18 protein-coding genes and 1 pseudogene are annotated in these 20364 nt (G+C 37.1%); 7 read left to right on the forward strand and 12 right to left on the reverse strand.

Annotated features, from left to right (window positions below):
• Window positions 1-12: 12 nt before the first annotated feature.
• The gene (locus HMPREF9449_RS02600) at window positions 13-1722 is read left to right on the forward strand and encodes a hypothetical protein (RefSeq protein WP_009135675.1); all 1710 of its coding nucleotides are present in this window, start codon (window positions 13-15) and stop codon (window positions 1720-1722) included.
• A gap of 121 nt (window positions 1723-1843) precedes the next feature.
• Here the strand turns inward: HMPREF9449_RS02600 and HMPREF9449_RS02605 are convergent, their stop codons facing one another.
• From HMPREF9449_RS02605 to HMPREF9449_RS02615, 3 genes are read right to left on the reverse strand one after another with little or no spacing between them, the layout of a single operon-like run.
• Window positions 1844-2245 carry a TraQ conjugal transfer family protein gene (locus HMPREF9449_RS02605; RefSeq protein WP_009135676.1) on the reverse strand — a complete coding sequence of 134 codons (402 nt, stop codon included), beginning with the start codon at window positions 2243-2245 and terminating at the stop codon, window positions 1844-1846.
• Entirely contained in the window at window positions 2242-3306 is a 1065-nt protein-coding gene (locus HMPREF9449_RS02610) for a fimbrillin family protein (protein WP_009135677.1), read from the reverse strand. Before HMPREF9449_RS02610 ends, HMPREF9449_RS02605 begins: the two co-directional genes overlap by 4 nt.
• A 45-nt stretch (window positions 3307-3351) precedes the next feature.
• Window positions 3352-3966, reverse strand: a complete 615-nt coding sequence (locus HMPREF9449_RS02615; protein ID WP_071987176.1) for a fimbrillin family protein — start codon at window positions 3964-3966, stop codon at window positions 3352-3354.
• On the opposite strand from HMPREF9449_RS02615, the gene HMPREF9449_RS02620 reads away from it, so the two are divergent.
• Both HMPREF9449_RS02620 and HMPREF9449_RS02625 read left to right on the forward strand, forming a co-directional pair.
• Complete coding sequence (locus HMPREF9449_RS02620; protein WP_071987177.1) at window positions 3873-4613, forward strand: DNA topoisomerase; 741 nt, start codon at window positions 3873-3875, stop codon at window positions 4611-4613. The two genes, HMPREF9449_RS02615 and HMPREF9449_RS02620, sit on opposite strands and share 94 nt — an antisense overlap.
• A 459-nt stretch (window positions 4614-5072) precedes the next feature.
• Window positions 5073-6251, forward strand: coding sequence for a radical SAM protein (locus HMPREF9449_RS02625; protein WP_040611173.1), 1179 nt, complete (start codon window positions 5073-5075; stop codon window positions 6249-6251).
• A gap of 379 nt (window positions 6252-6630) precedes the next feature.
• On the opposite strand, the gene HMPREF9449_RS02630 is transcribed toward HMPREF9449_RS02625, so the two are convergent.
• From HMPREF9449_RS02630 to HMPREF9449_RS15725, 3 genes are all read right to left on the reverse strand, one after another.
• Window positions 6631-6930, reverse strand: a complete 300-nt coding sequence (locus HMPREF9449_RS02630) for a helix-turn-helix domain-containing protein (RefSeq protein WP_009135681.1) — start codon at window positions 6928-6930, stop codon at window positions 6631-6633.
• Window positions 6927-7268 (reverse strand): helix-turn-helix domain-containing protein, encoded by a 342-nt coding sequence (locus tag HMPREF9449_RS02635; protein ID WP_009135682.1) that lies wholly within the window; start codon window positions 7266-7268, stop codon window positions 6927-6929. Before HMPREF9449_RS02635 ends, HMPREF9449_RS02630 begins: the two co-directional genes overlap by 4 nt.
• Before the next feature lie 84 nt (window positions 7269-7352).
• Entirely contained in the window at window positions 7353-7913 is a 561-nt protein-coding gene (locus HMPREF9449_RS15725; RefSeq protein ID WP_050810386.1) for an RteC domain-containing protein, read from the reverse strand.
• A gap of 632 nt (window positions 7914-8545) precedes the next feature.
• Between HMPREF9449_RS15725 and HMPREF9449_RS16680 the strand changes: the two are divergent.
• The 3 genes and pseudogenes from HMPREF9449_RS16680 to HMPREF9449_RS02655 all read left to right on the forward strand — a co-directional run.
• Window positions 8546-8904: pseudogene (locus tag HMPREF9449_RS16680) on the forward strand (Arm DNA-binding domain-containing protein); the annotation flags it as partial.
• Window positions 8905-9306: 402 nt separating this feature from the next.
• Window positions 9307-10530, forward strand: coding sequence for a site-specific integrase (locus HMPREF9449_RS02650; protein ID WP_009135686.1), 1224 nt, complete (start codon window positions 9307-9309; stop codon window positions 10528-10530).
• A gap of 22 nt (window positions 10531-10552) precedes the next feature.
• On the forward strand, window positions 10553-11854 hold the full coding sequence (locus HMPREF9449_RS02655) for a site-specific integrase (RefSeq protein ID WP_009135687.1): 1302 nt from the start codon (window positions 10553-10555) through the stop codon (window positions 11852-11854).
• Window positions 11855-11921: 67 nt separating this feature from the next.
• Here HMPREF9449_RS02655 and HMPREF9449_RS02660 read toward each other — a convergent pair whose 3' ends face one another.
• The 6 genes from HMPREF9449_RS02660 to HMPREF9449_RS02690 form a co-directional block, all read right to left on the reverse strand.
• Window positions 11922-12233, reverse strand: a complete 312-nt coding sequence (locus tag HMPREF9449_RS02660) for a helix-turn-helix domain-containing protein (RefSeq protein WP_009135688.1) — start codon at window positions 12231-12233, stop codon at window positions 11922-11924.
• Window positions 12230-12526 carry a helix-turn-helix domain-containing protein gene (locus tag HMPREF9449_RS02665; RefSeq protein WP_009135689.1) on the reverse strand — a complete coding sequence of 99 codons (297 nt, stop codon included), beginning with the start codon at window positions 12524-12526 and terminating at the stop codon, window positions 12230-12232. The genes HMPREF9449_RS02660 and HMPREF9449_RS02665 overlap by 4 nt, the downstream gene beginning before the upstream one ends.
• Window positions 12527-12542: 16 nt before the next feature.
• Entirely contained in the window at window positions 12543-12857 is a 315-nt protein-coding gene (locus HMPREF9449_RS02670; RefSeq protein WP_009135690.1) for a helix-turn-helix domain-containing protein, read from the reverse strand.
• Window positions 12858-13202: 345 nt separating this feature from the next.
• Window positions 13203-14519: a sigma-54-dependent transcriptional regulator gene (locus tag HMPREF9449_RS02675; RefSeq protein ID WP_009135691.1), complete on the reverse strand. Its 1317-nt coding sequence runs from the start codon at window positions 14517-14519 to the stop codon at window positions 13203-13205.
• Window positions 14494-16824, reverse strand: a complete 2331-nt coding sequence (locus HMPREF9449_RS02680; RefSeq protein ID WP_009135692.1) for a hybrid sensor histidine kinase/response regulator — start codon at window positions 16822-16824, stop codon at window positions 14494-14496. Before HMPREF9449_RS02680 ends, HMPREF9449_RS02675 begins: the two co-directional genes overlap by 26 nt.
• 960 nt (window positions 16825-17784) lie before the next feature.
• Window positions 17785-18261, reverse strand: a complete 477-nt coding sequence (locus HMPREF9449_RS02690) for a hypothetical protein (RefSeq protein ID WP_009135694.1) — start codon at window positions 18259-18261, stop codon at window positions 17785-17787.
• Window positions 18262-19669: 1408 nt separating this feature from the next.
• Between HMPREF9449_RS02690 and HMPREF9449_RS02700 the strand changes: the two genes are divergently transcribed.
• The gene (locus HMPREF9449_RS02700; protein WP_009135696.1) at window positions 19670-20272 is read left to right on the forward strand and encodes a hypothetical protein; all 603 of its coding nucleotides are present in this window, start codon (window positions 19670-19672) and stop codon (window positions 20270-20272) included.
• Window positions 20273-20364 lie beyond the last annotated feature (92 nt).

Raw genomic sequence — 20364 nt, forward strand, 5'->3', positions numbered from 1 at the left:
AACTCAATTACTATGAATTTAGAATACGAACAAATTGAAAGCTTGGAACATATTAGAGAAGGGGTTGAAATACTTGAAGAAATATGTAACAAAGATATGATTAACACAATAAATGTTTGTCCTGAATCTTGCTTACATTTTTTCAACCCAGAATCCATGTCACATTTTTCTAAAACTTTTCCTAACTACAAAAATAATGTAAAATGTATTCCTTTTGAATTATATCCTTATGCGTTAATAGCAGAACAATACAAGAATATTGCTGAAAGTAAGCAAGATATTAGTTTGTATGATATTCAGAACAAATATTTTGATATAATAGAAACTAATTTTTATTTTTTATATGATAAAATGCATAAATTAGGCTTAACCCCTAGTCAAACAGCTCAATTATATGCAGATGATACTGACTTCATACATCGATTGGATAAAAATATACCTGCATTTTTTGATTTAATTATTAATTTTTGGCATAAATATGGTGATACTGTATATAAATATGTTAAGGATATGGATAGTAACATAATTAAAGGGATTCTTGGTGATGACTTATTTACGACAGATGATAATAATATTGCATCTAAATGTGGTATCTATGTAGACACTTTTGTTATTTCCTGTCCTTTCATTCATTTATACAATTTATTGCAATTAATGACACCAAAAGAAACCGTCTACATATTTGTTGAACGAACATTAAAACTTTTAACATATAAGCAATTAGCAATAATGAATAATTTTCCGATTGCAGTTGTTCTACCAGACAGAGATATGATGCCTAAATCGAATTTTAATTGGCTTATTGATTCAGGAAAAAGAGATGGATTATTTCATGCAAATAAAGTTTTTGGAACGAAGTTTTCCTCATGGGAAGAATTAAGAAATTATGCAGAAAAAAAATATTCAAATGAAAAATTATTCTCTATGATAAAAGATGAAAAATCAAATACAAAGAGGCTTTTTAATTTGGAACATTGTTATAAAGCACATGAACAGCAAATTAGTTTAAAATATTTTGAAGAGCCAACCTCACTTATTTTTCAAGGGATAACCAAAAATATAGTTTCTCAAATGTGTATATGCAATGATTTGTTATTTAAATCAATTCTTTTTAACGGAGTGCCTATTGTTGAGTCTCAATCCATATGGAAATCATTTAAATGGAAAATGGAATATGATGCAGAACGAAGCAACCCAGATGAACTGGTAGATAAACTACATATAATTAAGGGACTTAATTCACTTTCTAATACACGCTTGAAATGGATCGGGAATATTCCAATTGAAGGTTTAATCGAAATTAGAAAAAATGGAGCAATTAATGAAATTCGTGAAATTTTATCAAGAGGGATTAGTGAATTAATAGCGGCTGATAGCATTAACTTTAAAGCTACTTCCAAAAAAGTATTTAGCAACCTTAATGAAGCATTTCTTAAACATCAGGCCAATATAAAGGAACTAACACGCAAACCATGGAAAATAGCGGGTAAAGATATAGGTTCCTGGTTAGTGATGGGAAGTATTGAGCTTGCGGCTGCGTGTACAGGACAGCCATTATACGGAGTCTCTACTGTTGTACTAAATCAACTATTAGATGCTCCAAAAATAAAAGATTTGCCGAAATCTTTAAAAAAGATAAAGCAAGCATATGAAGGAGGTAAAATTGAAAAAAGAAATTTGAAACAATCGCCTATTGGACTAATGTTTAAATATAAAAAATAATGGGATTTGTCTTGGAATTAATAAGGTACGACCTTGAAAATTGTAATGACGAAATAAAAAAATATTTAGAGACTGAACTTTAAAATAAGAAAACCCGGCCACATAAAGTAGCCGGGTTTTTCTATTCTTTCTTTCCGTCATTCTGAAAAGATACCCGGTATTCTAATTCTTTCCCGAAGTTATCTGTAAAGACAAAATCCAACGTCTGTGTTTCTTCACAACGGGAGGTGTATAACAGAGTAAAAGTATCCTCAACATTATAATAACGGTTTACTGTATAAGGTTGTCCCTTATCGTTCGTTAGTGTTCCTTTTCCGTCCGTTTGAAAGAACCGGAATGAATAGATCGCTTTCTTATATACGGCGTCCCTTATGATCATAAACTCGATAGGTACTGTTTCCCCTTTCTGGATTTTTTGAGGAACGGGTAACGTCTGAATACTATAATCGTAATCCTGTTTAATGGTCAGTTCGTCAGAACAGGAGTATAAAACAGCTAATAAGCATATCATAATGATTTTCATATTTCCTTAGGAATAAAATTGGCAATAAAACGGGAGTATTTCGTTACCGGGAAAGAATAATTTAATTCCGTTGATACCCTCGGTAATTCTTCACTCCAAATACCGTCAGGTGTATAATACCAACCTTCTAATTGGTAACCGGGAGCGGGTATTGCAGCTATCGTTACTATTTCTCCGTGTTTATATATCCCGGCTCCACTGACACGACCTGAGCCTCTTTGTTTGACAAATACCCGGTACATCATCTCTGCGGGGAACATACTTGTCGTACCGGATGTTAGAGGAACGTCCGTTACTGTTTGGAAGGGTAGGGAATGATCGTTGCTATTGGCTGTCATATAAAGTTGTGTTGAAGCCGGCAAAATTTGTTCGGGAAGCAAAGCCCTGAATGTATATGTGTTTGTTGTTTCTTGTAAAGGATACATATTAATCGTGTATTTTTTTCCGGTAGCCTCCACTGTCCCCGTTGCAAGATTGCCCCGGCAATTACAATAGGCAGAAGACAGAGAAACAGAATGTATTTGGATTCCCTGCTCTTTGCGAAGCTGAAAATCTACGGCTGCCATTTTGCGGCTGAAATTTAATCCGATCGAAGAAGTATTGCCCCATATACCTAATGCCTTTGCAAACATGACATCGTGCTGTTTGTATTTTACCATTGAATTTTGCTGATAATCCAATTTAAAATCTATGGCTTGCGGATCATAATTTTTCTCCGTATAGGGGTAATAAGCGTATATATCGTAATAATCAATGCGGGACAGGCTTATTTCATCCTCTTTTGAAACGGGTAACAAGTTACCGTTATAATCTATCCGGTATCGCCTGTTAATGGCATAACTTGCGGTATTCAGTAAGCCCGGAATATCGGGGGATAACCTTTCAATGGCAAATATCCCGATTTCGTCCCCCGATTCAAAAGACGTATCTGTTGCCCGTGTCGGGGTATTTGGAGCAACAAAGAAGGTAGCTGCCTTTCTGGTTTCTTTTTCATTTAGTCTATTTTCCTTACAACCGGAAATGGCAAGGAAAAGACAGAATGGGTATATCAATCTTTTCATATGTTATTGTTTTTGAGAGAAACGGGGCAATTTGCCCCGTTTCTATTAGGGTAAAGTAATATTTCCGTTGATACCGTCCGTCCAGTTTGTAATCGTTATATTCGATGTAATCAGGGCTTTCCCCGATAATTTTACCGTATAAGTATTTTTTGTACCCGAAGCCCAAACCGTACTTGCCGGTACATAATAGGTATAAACTTTTCCGTCAATGGTAAAGTTGATAATTATATCTCCAGTGACCGGTACAGAAGACACGGGTACTACCATAAACTTAGGTAATGTTTTTTCGTGACCGGTAGGCGCAGTACCCAGCATCTGCGATAAACTGTGCGCATAAGACTGATTTTTCCCGGTAGAACCTGTAATAGCCCCGGTTTGTAAGTTTACCGTGCCTGCACTGAATAATACCGTTTTCCCGGTAGCATTGGCAACCTCTATTTTAGTTAATTCAGCATTTCCGGTATAATTCTCAACGTAAACATCGAAAATTAACATACTTAAGGTATGCTTCATTGTCAAATTAACATAGGGATTAGAATTATTAATTTCAGTTTGTCCGGGGGTATGTGTACCTGTTAAGTAATCGGTTTGCGTATTATGTTCTATCGGAATGCTTGTACCGTCTCTATTTTCAGAGGTATCCCATATTGACCGATGCAAGCTTACTCTCTCTCATGGAGCATGCAGGAACCGATTTAGAAGATGAAGAAGAACGGGATGTCATAAAAGGAACGGGAATAGGAACACCTGCCACTCGTGCCGGAATAATAGAGGTTTTGATTCACAGGCAATATGTCCGACGTGACAAAAAGAATATTGTCCCAACCGAAAAAGGGCAAACTACTTATGAAATTGTGAAAGATATGCGTATTTCTGATGTCGGTTTGACGGCTGGTTGGGAAGTTGCTTTGAATAATATTGAAAATGGAGTGTTACAACCTAATACTTTTCGTCAGGAAGTGGAAATATATACCGTACAGGTTACAACGGAATTATTGAATGTTTCTGTAAATCTACCTGAAAATAAGACTTGTTTCTGTCCTAAATGCAGGAGTAAAATGTTGTTTTTTCCTAAATGTATTAAATGTGCTAACGTAGAATGTGATTTTATAGTATTCAGGAATAAATGTGATAAGCAGCTTTCGGACGAACAGATCATAACGTTAATAGAGGAAGGGAAGACGGGCGTTATTAAGGGATTTAAGAAGCGTGACGGCTCATTAATGAATGCTAAATTAAAATTGGATGAAAATTATAAGACCGTTTTCGAGTTCCCAATGAAAAAATCTAATCTGAAAAAGAGATAATTTATTTATCTTTGTACTTGAAATCATGCAACAGTTAAACTGTTTTCAGGATTTTAAGTGGTGCGCCCGGGGGTAGGATACCGGGCGCTTTTTATATATTAAAATTTAATCGACATATAATATTAAGATTTTAGACACAAGATATGAAAAATAAATTATTGATTAATATTTTGTATTAAACATGAAAAAAATATGTAAATTTACAGAACTATTTTAAGGAAGAAGCCGAAAATCCTGTCGCCAATGAAATTGGGACACTTCAAAGCGAATAGGCATAACAACAAATACTTGATATTATGGATACAGAAGTAATTCCCAACTTTGTAAAAGTTGAAGTCGTTGATAGTGGATTTTCAAATATGGAATGCGGTTGGGATCCCACTTGCGATTGTAGCGGAAGTTAAAAGTTGGTAAAGCCTGACAGTTACCAAAGTAGCTGTCAGGTTTATTATAGAAACTATGGTACAAAGAAGAATAAATAATGTAGATGTGTTGATAAATCCATATTCTGCAAACGAGATTTATTTTAATTCAAAATTTCTTGAAAAAAATGGCTCATTAGTTAAGAGCATGTCACCGTCGCAGTTGTGTGGACTTATTTCTGGGTGTTCATACACTCCTATGTTATTAACTTGGGAATTATTGGATAGATGCAATTTTTATTGCCCTTTCTGTTACATTGTTGGACACTCACACAATGAACAAGTTAGATTTGAGAATATTAAATCGAAAATCCAGGAATTGATTGATTTAGGGCTGTTATATTGTACTCTAACAGGAGGTGAAATTTTGTTACATAAGGATTTCAAAGAAATTTATTCTTTTCTTAAACTTTCAGGTGTACTTGTAGCATTATATAGCAATGGATATTTAATAGATAACGAAATAATCAATTTATTTAAACAACTTCCTCCTTATAAAATAGAAATTTCCATTTATGGTGTTGACCAAAAAAACTTCGACAAAGTTACGGGAACCAAAGGTAGGGATTATCAAAAGGTATTAGATAATATTCTTAAATTAAGAGATTTAGGTATTAAAGTTAAGTGTAAAACTCCTTTTAATTCTATAACAGAAGATGGTTTTAGTAAAATTGGCGATTGGTGTAATCTTAACGGAATTGATTATTACTACTCTACAACCATTTTTCAAGCTTATGATGGAAAAAATCTAAATCATTTTCAATCTAATTTCTCATCTATGATTAGTTGTGAAGCGAACAAGATACAAATAACAGACAAATCATATCCAGAAATATTTGATTGTGAAAAACAAAATACAATAAAAAAATGCTATACTTGTGGCATTAAAAATTATGGACTCCATATAAATTCAAATTTTGAATTATTACCTTGTCAAAGAACTCAAATCAAAGAGTGTAATTATCGTATTGTTGATTTAGGAATCAAAAAAAGTATAAATCTAAATAGGCAATTTGTAAATACCTATATAAATAAGCCAATTCGTGGGTGTACTGGCTGTGAAGCAAGTAATACTTGCAAAATGTGTCCGGCTATTGCAGTGCCAGTATACAATAATGGAAATCAAATTGAAGCGTTCTCTGTGCCTTTAGGGTATTGTGATTTTGAAAGAAAAAGATATTATGGGTTAATCAATGAATTATCTAAATTAAAATAGATAACAAATATTGTTTCCCTACTAACGCTGTGAAGGACTATATTTCGTCTTGCTTCTCAATTTTGTCCTACATATATGGAATATTAAAGGAAATGCTGTACCTTTTACAGAAATAAATAAGTTTGAGTAATCTGTTTCAAAAATAGGTACAGATAATATGGTTTTTCCTGAATATTGCGAAGTAGTCAAAGATTTTGTTCTTATTATAGAAATGAGTCAATGACATTTTTTCTACAATATTCAAGAAAAAGAAAAATAGACTGTAAATCTTCTATAACTAAAATAGAACTATTTTAAACAAGGTTCGATAGAGAACAGCGACAATTTTTTAATTTACTATTGATATACAGCCTTTACTTTAAAGGATAGTAGGTTATTGTTAGTTTATAGCTTCTTTCTCTTTTAAACGTGTTTCCATAAACTCTTTTACATCAACTACTCGATAATAATTTTTTCCTCGAACGTTGAAGTATTTTAAAATCTTTTCTTTTCGGTAACGTTGTAATGTTCGTCGATTAACATGCAGAAGTAAGCACATGTCCTGGTTGTCTAAAACTTTTATCTCTTCAACGGCTATTTGAAGGGCTAATCTTTTTATTTTTTCATCCGTTTGATCTAAACGATCAAATAAACGGTGCATCCATTGCTCTAAAGTTGCTTTGTCTAATTTTTCGATCATATGGATAAATGATTATGTTGAGCAATTTCATTTACCGTTTCGTATTTACCTTCTGCTATGTATTTATTTACATCTTCAATGTTATAGCGGATTCTCCCACCAATACGGGTATAAGTAATTTCTCCCCGGGTTCTTATTCGATTTAATGTTCTTAAACTAACATGTAAAAGTTTGCATACATCTTTGTTGTCTAATGCAATTCCTTTTTCTGTTTTTTCTCTCGGTTTTTCTGATTCGTTTAATTGTATTGTACCCTGTGATTTGACGAATTGAAAAATAGTTTCTAATTTTTCTACAAGATTCCGATACACCTGTGAATCTAATGTAACAACTTCCATAATTATTTAGTTTTAAATTTGTTGCTACAAAAGTGTAGGATGAAAAAATAGAAAGTCTTTAACTTAATATTAGGTTAATAGTAATTATTTGTCCTTTTCTAACATTGCCTTGTTTAAGTTGTCCGTTAAACGACGTAAAAAAGTTGTTCTTTCTCCGACTCTGCTTCTTATTTGGATGTATAACAATGAAATGTTATTGAGATTTATGTTGAAAGCCTTTTCAAATAGTTCTGCGAGTTGTTTAATCGTAACTTCTCCATTATTGATACATTTACTGTGGAAAAGTGCATATATTATTTCAACGGCATTACATAAGTCAGCCGTCCAGCGTAGGGGCTTTTTTATTTTTAATGTTTTTGTTTCAATTAGTACTGATAATTTCAAACATTCTAAAGCAACATTGATAATTGAAAGGGTTTTATTCAATATAATATTATTCGTAGTATCTTTTTTTAAAATAGCTTCTAATTCAATTCTTGTGTAATGTATTAAGAAATAGGAAGTTGCCAAATCAGATGAGTTATTTATAAAAACCTGTAATTTGTTTACGAATTGCACATAGGCTTTTTCTAACGTCTTTGTTTCGATTTTTTGGTGTGTGCTAAGTAGAATCAATAGATCAGTCTTTAATAATGAATTTCTCATAATAATAAAATAGGGTATACCCCATAATAGGATATACCCAAGCTTAACAAAAAATGAATTACACGCATATTTTACAAAATTATGTTATATAATTTTGTAAACCATTTTTTTACGCATAATTTGCATGATATTGTCTTAATTTGTACTTTTGCCATTGTTAAATCAGAGTTCTTAGAAAATGTCGGAAATGGAAGTCTTAATAGGTCATTTTCAGACAAGTATTGATAATAGTATTTTAAATAGATAGACAAGAAACGACAATTATTCGTCCACTATTTGTCCATCTGTTATTTTTAAAATATTCCCAAAAGACAAATTAAGTGATAACCAGTTGATTATGAATATGTTCCATGTTCCCAGCTGGATCACAAAGTGACCCCAGGCGGATCACGGAAAACAAAAGAAAAATCAAACAAATCCCTGATAATTAGATATTGTCAGGGATTTCTTTTTTCTGGCAGGTAGCAGAAAATAGCCGTTTCAAGCATATTATCGGTGGATAAATCGTGGGACTAAAATTTAGCCGGAAAAAGTCCCACGAATTTGTATATTTCTCACTGATTCATAGTATTTTGCATAGACTTACTTTGGAAGAGAATACATAGTTTTGTAATTCCTAAAACGATGTAAAAATGGCTCGAAAATCATTTTCTGTATTGTTCTTCATCAAGAAAGGCAAATTATTAAAGAACAGAGAAGTACCCGTATGCATGAGAATCACTGTAAACGGCTGTATGGTAGATATTTCTATCAAAAGAAGCTGCCCTGTAAACTTATGGAATCGGGCAAAAGAGAATTCAAAAGCAAAGACCGTATGTCAGTGAAACTGAACCACTACTTAAAAATCACATGTTCGCACGTACACCAAATTTATAGGGAACTTGAATCTTCCGACAAGGTTATTACTGTCGATCTTGTAAGAAAATTGTATTATGGTGTGGACGAGGATAGCAAAACGCTATTGCAGGTATTCAGGGAACATAACGAACAAAGATATGGAAACTCGCCCACATTCGGATAACTTTTGAGGAAATAGTACAAAGTGTTTGAGAACTAAAGGAATATGTAGCTTTGGTCCAGATTCTTCCATTTGTGGTTTTTGACCGTTTTTGAGGGAGTTCGGAAAACAAATCGCTACTTATCCGTTGCCTTTTCCGGGTTGAAAAAGAGGGTTGGAAATAGCTTCCATTTCTACTTTTCATATCCTGTTTATCACTGCATGGAACGATGTTTCTTGCTATGTCTATCATGCAAACTTAGTCATATTTTTCCGTATTAGAAAAAAAGACAGGGTTTGTTTGTTAGGCGAAGGACCTTATTCTCCGTTCCGCTATATTTTTCATGCCATTCATTTGCTCGCTATATAATAATTTTGCAAACAAAGGAATTAGTTATGAATCAAGCAAATGTAAAGGTATCGTTCTACCTGAAAAAGAGCGAGGCGGATGTTGACGGAAACAGCCCTGTAATGGCTAAATTAAGTGTCGGAAAATACTCGGAAGCGGCATTCAGTGTGAAGATGAAAGTTTCACAGTCGCGCTGGACTTCCGGACGTGCGTCAGGCAAGAGTATGGCTGCAAAGGAAATAAACAACCGTCTGGACGAGATTCGTGCAATGGCTTTAAGTATCTACTCAGAACTGTCGGCTGTACGTGACGGTGTGACAGCAGAAGAGGTAAAAAGTATTCTGCTTGGAATGTCCAGCGGACAGGAAACTCTTTTGGGCTACTTCAGACGATTTATCAATTGTTTTGAAAAGCGTGTGGGAGTAAACCGTACCATGAAAAGCTTGCGTGCTTATCGGAATGCCTACAACCATATCGAAAGATTCTTGCAGACAAAATACAAACTCTCCGATATTCCGTTCTCAGCACTGGACCGTTCCTTTATTGACAAGTATGATTTGTACCTTCGGACAGAACGCAATCTCGCCCCCGGAACAATCATCAATCTGACCGTACAACTGAAAACGATTGTCGGCGAGGCCATCGCTGACGGTATCATTACCGCCAGTCCGTTTTTGGGATACGAGCCGGTGCGTCCTAAAGCCGTACAGAAATATCTCACGGCAGAAGAGTTACACAGAATCATGACCACTCCGCTTCACAGACAGACATTATATCATGTCCGTGATATATTTTTGTTTTCCTGTTTTACCGGGATTTCATATAGAGATATGTGTCTGCTGACCAAAAGCAACCTATGTTCAGCAGAAGATGGGACATGGTGGATAAAAAGTGCCAGACAGAAAACCAAAATAGAATTTGAGATTCCGCTGCTTGATTTGCCATTACAGATTCTGAAGAAGTACAGCGACACTGCTCCCGATGACAAGTTGCTGCCGATGTACTGCAATTCTATGCTGAACCATTATTTGAAAGAGATTGCGCAAATCTGCCACATAAACCGTCCGTTGGTCTTTCATGCCGCCCGTCATACATACGCTACGGAAATAACACTTTCCCATGGCGTACCCCTTGAAACAGTCAGCAAAATGCTCGGACACAGTCAGATAGAAACCACCCAAATTTATGCGAAAGTAACCGATGACAAGATAGATGCCGATACAAAGGCACTGAATCGGAAAATTTCAGAACGCTTTTCTGTCGTCATTTAATAAACCCTTAAATGGAAAGTATATGGAACAGAATATTGAGAAACAGAATACCAAACGCCGCAGCACATTTGCCGTGCTGTTTTATATCAACCGTACAAAAATACGCAAGGACGGGATGTGCCAGTTGTTGTGCAAGGTGAGCATCGGTGCCGAATGGGCTCAGATAGGTACCAAAGTATCTGTCAATCCGGCTATCTGGAATCCGGAGAAAGGGCGTGCAGATGGACGAAGCGAGAATGCCGTTACTGTGAACCGCGCCATAGATGACCTGACAAGCGAGATAGCCGGACATTATGATCGGATAAAGAACAGCCTGGGTTTCATCACGGCAGAACTGGTCAAGAATGCAGTCAAAGGTATCGGACAGAAACCGCTTACCCTGCTGGCTCTCTTCAGGGAGCATAATGAGGAATTCAAGAAACGTGTCGGGATAGACCGCATACGGGAGACATACGAGTCCTATCAGCGTTCATACAAACATCTTTCCGCATTTGTACGGGAAAAGAAGGGTATGGAAGATGTCACGTTGCGAAGTCTTGACAGGGTGTTCTATGACGATTTTGAAGTTTTCCTGCGCACCGACCGCAACCTGAAGCCCAAAAGCGTGCATGAGCATCTGTACCGCTTGAAGAAACTTACGGTACGGGCTGTCAGCCAGGGCACGTTGAGACGGGATCCATACTGCCGTCTGCACCCCGAACTCCCCAAAAGAAGAAGCCGCCACATGAAGCTGGAGGACCTCAAGACATTGATGACTACTCCCGTAGAGAAGCCGCAATTACAATTCGTGAGGGATATGTTCATCTTTTCGACTTTTACCGGACTGGCATATGCGGATTTGAAGAGGTTGTCGGTAAATGATATTACGCAGGCAGACGACGGCACTTGGTGGATTCATATCCACCGCCAAAAGACCGATACGCTTTCCTCTGTCCGTCTGCTGGATATTCCTCTCCAAATCATAGAGAAGTACCGTAGCCAGAGAACCGGGGACAAGGTGTTCAACATTTACGGACGCTGTTATTTTATCATGCTGACAAAAGAATTGGGAAAGGCCTATGGATTTGATTTGACTTTCCACCAGGCCCGGCATAATTACGGAACCCACATCACTCTCTCGTTGGGTGTCCCGATAGAGACGGTAAGCCGTATGATGGGACATACCTCCATTTCCACCACGCAAATTTACGCGCAGGTCATGGACACAAAAGTGGACGAGGACATGAAACGCTTGAGAGCCACCGGCTTCGGTAACAGCATAGAATTATGTGAAGAGGATTTCACGACAAAGAAAAAACGGAAGCGGAAATCGCAAGCCGTATGAAAAGGAGAACGGAGAAACAACCGCAACCCGGCAGGTCGTTTCTCCGTTCTGACTTTAATGATGCCAGCTATACCCAGCGTTGTTCTTCCCGGCACCGCTTATAGGCATCGTCCAGTATTTTCATAATGTCGGACTCTTTATAGAGAGCCTTTCCCTGTACCAGGTAGTAAGGGATTACACCGGATGTACGGTATTCCTGCAATGTGCGTCTGCTTACCCGCAGGACATTGGAAAGTTCTTCATCCGTAAGGAAGCGTTCACCGTTGAAGAACGTTTTCGGGATTTCCTCCAATACCGAAAGCATCTTCTCCAATTTCTCCAATCCCTGAAACATCACATCAATGTGCGGGTCTTTCTTGTCTATGAAATGATAGCTCATAATCTGCTCTTTATTAAAGGGTGATAACTCAAATCCAACAATCTCTGTATATCTTCCGGCTTGTAGAAGAGCTTGTTCTTTATACGGCTGAAGGGAAGTATCCCTTTGGCCCGATATGCCTGAAGAGTCTTTTTGTTGATGCGGAGCACATCGCACACTTCCTGGTTGTCCAGCCAGTTTTTCAGGCCGAGGTCCTCTACCGGTCGGCAAATGTGTGTCATCCGTTCCTCAAATTTGCAGAAGCGGATACGCAGCTCTTCAAAAGTCTGTTTGTCAATACATACAAGTTCCATATTCTTTTCAGTTTTATTATTCCACCTGGTTTTTCAGTCTTGCCGGCATACGTTTCCCCTTCTGGTTGAGGAATGCCTCTACCTCAGAAGACTTGTAATAGGTACGCCCGTCAATCATGTAATACGCCACGAGTTTCTTCTGGCGGTACCGTGCGAGGGTGCGTTTGGTTATGCCGAGCAGCTCGCACATGTCCTGATTGTCCAGCAGCTTGTCGCCGTCAAGGGCGGAAGTCTGGCGGTTCATGCGGTTCAGTCTGTCTTCAATCTTGTCGAACCGTTCCATGATCTGATGGAGCATCATCTGGAAGGTTTCACGGTCTATCTGTATCATAATACGGTCTGTCTTTGAGTGTAAATAATCGGGTGATTACACCTTGTTGCGCAACAGGTTATATCATGATATAGGGCTAACGGCATGCCAATGGCACCATGTTTCATGGAATGGCATCGATATTCCATTGAAATACAGCGAAATAAAAATTATTAGAGAAAAGAAATGATGGAAATAAGACCTTGCAGAATGCAAGAAATCTCGCAAAATGCAAGTTACATCCTGCAAGAATTACGGTAAATCAGACGGCAAATACCATTGTTGGAAGAAGTGAGATTTTTAATCTACAGATGATATGCAAACATACTTTTCCTATTGAAATTATTGAATACTTGTCATAGCATTTTATTTTAGCCCGTATTTTTTCATCTTTCTGTACAGTGTTGCCGGATTGATTTTGAGCATCGCAGCCGCCTGTTCCCGATGTCCGTTGCAGGCTTTAAGAGCATTGATTATGTTCATTTTCTCCTGCGTTTCGTCTTTCAGCGGGCGGATAGCAGTTAAGGGAATTGTCTCATTATTATGCTGGTGGATTTCTGTATTTAATCCTTCCATTTCTAATAACGGTGATTCGGAAACAAGCACGGAACGTTTTACCCGATTTTGCAGTTCACGCACATTACCCGGCCATGGATAGGCAAGCATTCTGCGTCTGGCATCATCGGAAAAACCGCTTGTTTCCCGTTTCAGCTCCCTTGAATAGCGTTCACGGAAAAACTCAGCCAAGGGAAGGATATCCTCCGGGCATTCAGCCAACGATGGCTGTTGAATTTCAAATTCGTTCAAACGGTGATAGAGGTCTTCCCTGAACCGCCCCTCCTTGATAGCCTGCAGCAAATCCTCGTTTGTGGCAGAGACTATCCGCACATCCGCTACTCGTTCCTTACTGCTGCCGATTGGTGTATAGGTACTTTCTTGCAACACACGGAGAAGCATGGTTTGAATTTCATAAGACATTGTTCCGATTTCATCCAGAAATAATGTTCCGCCTTTCGCCATATCGAAATAACCAGCCTTGGCGGTATCTGCACCGGTAAATGCTCCTTTTTCATGTCCGAAAAGAAGAGAGGCTGCCAGTTCACGGGGCAACGCCCCACAATTCACCGCCACGAAAGGTTTATTCCAGCGTTCACTGCCTTGATGGATACTCTGTGCCACTGATTCTTTGCCTGTTCCGTTGGCTCCAAGTATCATTACAGCCATTTCTGAAGAGGCAACCAACCGGACATTTTTTTGTACTTGCAATATTAGAGGACTTGTCCGATGAAACATTACCTTTTCCTTTTTTCGTACTGTAACCATAGGCTTAAACACATCCTCTGCCAATTCCAGTAAATGTTCTCTATGAACAGGCTTGGGCAAGTAGTCTATTGCACCCAATTTAATAGTACGTACCACATCCGGAACCGATACATATTCAGTCGTAATTATAAATGGAATATCTTTCTTTTCTCTACGGATCCATTCCAATAAAGAGATACCGTTCCCTTCTGGCAGACGTACATCTGAAAGTATCATGTCGAATGTGGTTTTACGTATCAATGAGCGTGCTATCGGTTCGCTTATGGCCGTTACCGCATCATAACCTGCCTGTGCAAACCAGTCCTTCTGCATCTGCGACAAGCCTACATTGTCCTCAACAATTAATATTCTCCTTTTCATTGTTCAATCTTTTTATTTCGTTATTCGCTTCTTCTATCAGCATAGTGTTACACTTCAGAATTTGTTGTGTATGTTCTCGTATAGCATTATCATCAGTAACAAAGTCTTTCAGTAGAAGCCGATAAGTAAACAAGGTCTCATCCAATTTCAACAGCTCCCACATTGGCTGCATACGATGAACAATCTTACGCAATCTTTTTCGATCACAATCATTCATGGCTGAAGCGAGTTCATCCGCATCCCGTTTTGACTGTTCAATAAAGGACTCTAGCAGTTTTGTCTTGTCTTCAACATCTGCTAACATCGTACTGAAATCCACCTTATATTTTTTATCATCCCAGCACTCTTTAAGAGTTGAAAGTAGATGTAACAGATCCGGAAGAGAAAACGGTTTGTAAATACAGTCAGCAAATCCGGCTTCTAAATAATCCTTCTTCTCGTAGTCACCGCGTGCGGTCATGGCAACTACAGGTATTGTTCGCGAATTACCAATAGTTGAGTTGCGCAACAGAGCAAGCAAATCAAACCCGTTGGTTTCTGGCATTTGTATATCGGACAATAACAAGTCATAATCTATGTTACGCATAGCCTTAACCAACTCTTTGACGGAAGGGCATGCCGTACATACTATACCTTTTCTTTCCAGCATTTTCTTGACTACATCTCTCAGCATGATATTATCATCAATAAGCAGAACACGATGAGGCAGGTGTTCAAAATGAGGTTGCATCGAATTCTTGCTATTCACCGGTTCGTCTGTTTGCCGTAACGGAAGAGTTACACGGAACATGCTTCCCTGCTCGATGGAGCTGGTTACTTCAATGCTCCCGTCAAGCAACTTTACTAGCCCTTGTGTGATAGATAACCCCAAGCCATGTCCGTCGGCATTGGCAGCTGATGCCTTACGCTCAAACGGACGGAAAATGCGTGAAAGTGTCTCTTCGGTCATACCACTGCCGGTATCTTCAATTTCCAGTGATAGTTTCCTGCCATGGTAACAAACGCGAAAACTAATCGTGCCTGATTCAGTGAACTTTACGGCATTAGCAAGTAAATTGTCAATAATCTGCTCTATGCGTACCTCATCACCATAAAGTCTGACATCCGTGTTTTTGAAATCGCAGACAAACCGTATGCCCTTGTTATTGGCCATATGCGAGAATCCCGCAGCAGTGCGCTCTAACATTTCATGAAGGTTGAACGGGACATCTTGACGTTTTTCTTCTGCTTCATTCAATTGATATACATCTAGCAAGTTGTTGAGAAGATGTACTACATGAAGGCATACATCTCCAATATTTTTCAGGTAGATATTTCGCTGTTTCTTTTCCCGTGTGTTCATTGCCAGTTCGGTGTTGCCGGTAATAATATTCAAGGGGGTTCGAATATCGTGAGAAATGCTGAGGATGATATTCTTTTGCATGTCCAAGAGTACAGAGTTTTGCGAAACTAGTTCTTCCAAGTGTTTCCGCCCTTTTTCCCTTATACGTATATCCCTTAAAATAATCAGGTATGATACAGCCAACAGAAGAACCGCGGAAAGGACAAGACTGGTGATGACGAGAGTGGAACGGTCATGCGAATTCTTAAGATATTGTTCCTTAGTTGTAAGGACATTCTGGAATTGCCCTTCCATCGTAGCAATCAAGGTGCGTAGCTCTTGGTTCAACTCTTTGTTATAGTCGCGCAGGTTGTTTGCATAATTGTCTATGTCCTTCTGCCTTTCTGCTTGCATGGAAAGATACGCTTCATTCAGTGATTGGAGTGTGCTTGTTTCCGGAGGCAAGATTACAGTCTCCTTTGCCCCAAATAAACCTGGAATTCCTTTTTTCTTACGTGTAACCGTACGATGCAATGTGGCCTGGTGTATAGCCATAGGTAAGTGTTGAAGCAAGAGGCTGTCAGCTTCATTCCTTTTCCGAAACAGCTGCATGATCTGGCTAAGGTGTTTTTCTTTGCTTGTTAGTAAGTTGCGGAGTTTGTCGGTTTGTTCTTTGCTGACAAATTCTTCATCAGGCATCTTTTGCAATAAAGAATCAATATATAGTCGGACCTTACGGTATTTCAAAAAATCATTTTCCGACCATGATAATACCGTCTCTCCATAAGATGCAAGAATGGAAATATGGTACAATATGGAATTTGCATCATTGCGCACCTGACGTATGGCAAGGTTTTCAGATTCTATTTTCGCTACTCGGTTGCGCTCATGAAATAATACAGAAACCATTCCCGTTATAACAACCGATAGGATGATATAGCCTGCAAGAACTTTATGCTGTAATAGTATTTTCTTTTGTTTCATATTCCTTGTTGATAATAGTAGTTAAAATATAGAACTCTATAAGATTATCTTTGGCGTAAAGAATCAAAATATCAACTTTCTTTACCCAAGCATGGTTTTAAACTAAACATACAAAACATATAAAGGCGATATACAGTGGTTGGAGGCATACCCTGTATATCGCCAATAAATGGAAAATTGACCCTAAAAACAGCGACTTGCTGTATAATAGTTTTCTTCCCGGATTTTACGATTAGAATCCGGTGAAGGCTGTTTCTCAAGTCTGAAATAATAAACGCCCTAATTGATATGTATACATCATTGCACAGCATTCTTCAATTAATTACAAATTTATGGATTATATTTTAATATCCATGGCTTTAATCCACTGAAACACATGAATATCAAACATTCTATTATAGATTTTCGATAAAAGAGATACGTTGTTCTTTTGATAGTTTATGGCTTCATTTATTGAGTAAGATTGCGATTAGGGTAGTATTCCAAATGATGCATCCACTTCTTGAGACAATGATTTTCTTTTACATCATAACATTTTTTACTCTGCGTAAAAATACAGCCAAATATAATGTCTGAATACTTTTAGTATTCATGAAAGACTTCATTAAAAATAAATGGCTTCAGAAGTGAGATGCGAGAAAAGCGATTAAGATTATGTACTCTCAATATTAGTAATAGGAATTGTATATTATATTACCAAATGAAATACAAAAATGCACTTGTTGTATAGAATGTACGTTTTAAAAATTTATTTATCTATATATAGCTAGATTATGAACAACTGCAAAAGTATAAATTTTATAGAGGAGATATTATTTGAAATGGAATTATCTGTATTTGAATCCACTTTAAGAAGGAGCATATTTTAAATTTTATCTAACAATAATGTTTTTAATACTTACAGTAAAAAAATGAAGGTGCGCAAATTTGCACACCTTCTGAAGCGATTAAGATATCAGATTACTTCCAAGAGCCTTTACCGCCTACTTGCATTACGCCTAAGCCCCCTGCAATACCATTGAATTGTGCTACTGGTACACCATCTTTGTTAAACCAATTTACTTGGACGATTCCAGCTGCAGCTCCCAAGCATTGCACATGATAAGCTGTTGCGTTATCAAATACAGCATCCCAGTTGCTATAAGCAGAATAAAAGATTCCGGATGCTCTAAAACCGGCAAGTCCTATACCCCAATGTTCTCCTTGGAATGTTTTATTTTTTGACGGAAGTTTACATTCAACTGTTCCATAAATAAAAGCAGCAGTTAAATTAACATCGCCAGCACAACTTACAGAAGTACCATTAGCGGCTGGATTAGGGATTAATTTGACAATGCCATCTAATGTGTCCTTCGAAACTTTGCCTTCATAAGCTTTGATGGTTGCTTCTTTACAAGCCTGATAAAACTCAATGCTTCCAACTTGTAAGTTTCTCATAAATATTTTAGTTAAAACAGGTTGTTGATATATAGATCTGCACTTGTTTCATTGAAGCGTTAAGACAATAATACAAATGATGTCTATGTTGAAGGTTGCACCTTGCCTTTAAAATGTTCAGTATAGAAGAGTTATAAATTACTAGGAACGGGAACAAGCCATGATTCGGGCACTTCAAAATAATCAATTCTCTGATTGCAACTTGAACATAACGGTATAATATACCATGCTTTATCGTCAGAAGATACCTTTTGGACATGAGCTCCTACAAGGTACTCTCTCGAATAGCAATCCTTCGCAAAACACTCATGAGCTTTCAGACCAATTTGTGATTCCCAATATTCAAGCCAAGAATTATATCCATTCGGTCTTGTAAAACGACTTGATCCATTTACATTTTTTACTAGCATGTTTACTAATATAGAGTTATTTTTATGTTATTATCACCCTTTTTTCAGAGAGGCACTCTGCTATCTTTGATGGTAGGAAGATAAGTTTAACCTAATGTATAGGACCATATCTTACAGCCAATTTGACTGATAACGCTTTATTTATACATTTCTTTTGGTGCACAGGAAGATAAGTATTGATATGGTATCTATACATCTGCAAATGTATAAATATTTCACTAACAAGCAAAGTAATCATTTATAAATCAGTTTGTTATTGACTTAAATTATGCTTTTTCGATATACATTATATATAGTATATCAACTTGGAAAATGATTCAGAAGAAATTTCTGTTGTAATAAAAAAACTAAAAGATATGGGATACGAAAATATCGTTAATAAAATGCCCAATTTAGAGCCATTTGATATATATATGTTTTAAAGCATTTTATGAATGGTATTTTTATTAGGAAATAAAATTAAGTCCGATATGATAACCTCTACTGAGGAATTCATATCGGGCTTAATACGTTAGTAAGAAAGACTAATTTATGAATATGACTAATCTGGGAAATAGCGGTTGTATGTTTTGAGCGCTGATGGCGTGCTTGTCAATGACAGACTCCGGTGGATCATATAAAAGACAAGCCGTTTCTTGTCTGTAATCCATAAAATAGACAACATCAGCAACATCTTACCTATTAAGGATATTGTTTGAAAACTCTCGTATAGGATTTGTGAAATACCGATATTTTCACTCTTGATTATACTCATTTCCTGTGGAAATCTACACAATAGTGACAAAGGCATCAGTGTCTGTGCAATGGCATAGATGTATAATCCATACAGCAATATATCCGGCAATTGTAGATATAGGCTGTTTAACTTGCCAAGAAGCAATGTAAAAGTAATGGCAGAGACAAATCCTAATAATAAGGCTATCCAAAATTGGATGATGTAGTAACATTCACCGGATAAAGTCAATGAATATAGAGACGGAACAATGAAAAATAATGCAATGATAACCATGACAATTATACCATCCAGCATTGATTTTCCTGAAAATGAAGTTAGTTATTATAATGATTATGAGTCACATATAACCATTGAATGGATAGATCGTAACATTGGTACGATACGTGTTAAAGATTCTATTTCTTTTGAACTCATCGCTGACAGTACAGAAGAATTTGAATATCCATTAAAGACCTGGACAAGGGTAACTAATTCAGATAGTTATAAAAATACAATAACACGATTTACCGTAAACGGCAAGGCTCCGAAAATTATAGATAGTTCTGAGTACAGGGAACAGGATTGTATCTGCCAAGAGCAAAAGATAAAATTAAAAGGTTTTACCAAATATGAAATATGCTATGAACGAGTAAAGGAATACAATATAAAAGACGATTACTATATTGGTTTTCGAGCCAAATATATCGTAAACAAGTTAAGGGTCTGTTTGAATCATCCGGATGATATCAATGCTATTTTTACCTGTCGTGGCACTCAGTTGGATTTTGATACAATAGTTAATGATAAAGGACGGATCGAGAAAAAGTACAGGAGTATTATTCTCCCAAGGCAAGGTTATGTATTTGTTTTACAACAAAATAACTAATGAATTATGAAGATTCTATTTAATGACACCGAGGGATAAGGCATATTTGCCAGACCCTTTACACGAGTTAATTTTTCTTTATTGCAACCTTT

The organism is Odoribacter laneus YIT 12061 (genome assembly GCF_000243215.1).
GTDB lineage: Bacteria > Bacteroidota > Bacteroidia > Bacteroidales > Marinifilaceae > Culturomica > Culturomica lanea.

What these genes read in the sequence shown, in the direction of transcription:
- HMPREF9449_RS02635 (WP_009135682.1), bottom strand. Translation starts at nt 7,268, where the DNA reads ATGGAAGTTGTTACATTAGATTCACAGGTGTATCGGAATCTTGTAGAA.
- HMPREF9449_RS02665 (WP_009135689.1), bottom strand. Translation starts at nt 12,526, where the DNA reads ATGGAACTTGTATGTATTGACAAACAGACTTTTGAAGAGCTGCGTATC.
- HMPREF9449_RS02600 (WP_009135675.1), top strand. Translation starts at nt 13, where the DNA reads ATGAATTTAGAATACGAACAAATTGAAAGCTTGGAACATATTAGAGAA.
- HMPREF9449_RS02655 (WP_009135687.1), top strand. Translation starts at nt 10,553, where the DNA reads ATGGAACAGAATATTGAGAAACAGAATACCAAACGCCGCAGCACATTT.
- HMPREF9449_RS02660 (WP_009135688.1), bottom strand. Translation starts at nt 12,233, where the DNA reads ATGAGCTATCATTTCATAGACAAGAAAGACCCGCACATTGATGTGATG.
- HMPREF9449_RS15725 (WP_050810386.1), bottom strand. Translation starts at nt 7,913, where the DNA reads ATGAGAAATTCATTATTAAAGACTGATCTATTGATTCTACTTAGCACA.
- HMPREF9449_RS02675 (WP_009135691.1), bottom strand. Translation starts at nt 14,519, where the DNA reads ATGAAAAGGAGAATATTAATTGTTGAGGACAATGTAGGCTTGTCGCAG.
- HMPREF9449_RS02605 (WP_009135676.1), bottom strand. Translation starts at nt 2,245, where the DNA reads ATGAAAATCATTATGATATGCTTATTAGCTGTTTTATACTCCTGTTCT.
- HMPREF9449_RS02670 (WP_009135690.1), bottom strand. Translation starts at nt 12,857, where the DNA reads ATGATACAGATAGACCGTGAAACCTTCCAGATGATGCTCCATCAGATC.
- HMPREF9449_RS02650 (WP_009135686.1), top strand. Translation starts at nt 9,307, where the DNA reads ATGAATCAAGCAAATGTAAAGGTATCGTTCTACCTGAAAAAGAGCGAG.
- HMPREF9449_RS02630 (WP_009135681.1), bottom strand. Translation starts at nt 6,930, where the DNA reads ATGATCGAAAAATTAGACAAAGCAACTTTAGAGCAATGGATGCACCGT.
- HMPREF9449_RS02625 (WP_040611173.1), top strand. Translation starts at nt 5,073, where the DNA reads ATGGTACAAAGAAGAATAAATAATGTAGATGTGTTGATAAATCCATAT.
- HMPREF9449_RS02680 (WP_009135692.1), bottom strand. Translation starts at nt 16,824, where the DNA reads ATGAAACAAAAGAAAATACTATTACAGCATAAAGTTCTTGCAGGCTAT.
- HMPREF9449_RS02700 (WP_009135696.1), top strand. Translation starts at nt 19,670, where the DNA reads ATGATAACCATGACAATTATACCATCCAGCATTGATTTTCCTGAAAAT.
- HMPREF9449_RS02690 (WP_009135694.1), bottom strand. Translation starts at nt 18,261, where the DNA reads ATGAGAAACTTACAAGTTGGAAGCATTGAGTTTTATCAGGCTTGTAAA.
- HMPREF9449_RS02610 (WP_009135677.1), bottom strand. Translation starts at nt 3,306, where the DNA reads ATGAAAAGATTGATATACCCATTCTGTCTTTTCCTTGCCATTTCCGGT.